This is a genomic window from Massilia mucilaginosa, assembly GCF_011682145.1.
GTDB classification, from domain to species: Bacteria; Pseudomonadota; Gammaproteobacteria; order Burkholderiales; family Burkholderiaceae_D; genus Telluria_A; species Telluria_A mucilaginosa.
The window spans coordinates 1-255 of the sequence record NZ_WHJH01000383.1; the positions used below are offsets into that span (position 1 = coordinate 1).

Genomic DNA, 255 nt, shown 5'->3' on the forward strand with positions numbered 1-255 from the left:
GACACTTCAGTGGCCCTGAATTAATGGGCTTGATCGATGGGATGTCGAACATGGACTTCATTTTCGGTTTCGCCTGCAACACCAAGCTCCTTGCGATGGCCGAGCCGACCAGAGTTCGCGCCATTGAGCGGTGGGTGGCTGCGCAATCGCAAGACGTGGTACCCAATGCGGTGCGTCTGTTCGATGAATTTACTTACAAGGCGCGCTCGTGGCCGAAGGCCTGGCGCGTGCTTCTCAAGGCCGAGGTCATGGCGC

General features: G+C 58.0%; 1 pseudogene. It reads left to right on the forward strand.

Annotated features, from left to right (window positions below):
* Nucleotides 1-50: 50 nt before the first annotated feature.
* A pseudogene (locus tag F2P45_RS35275) lies at nucleotides 51-255 on the forward strand (IS1380 family transposase); the annotation flags it as partial.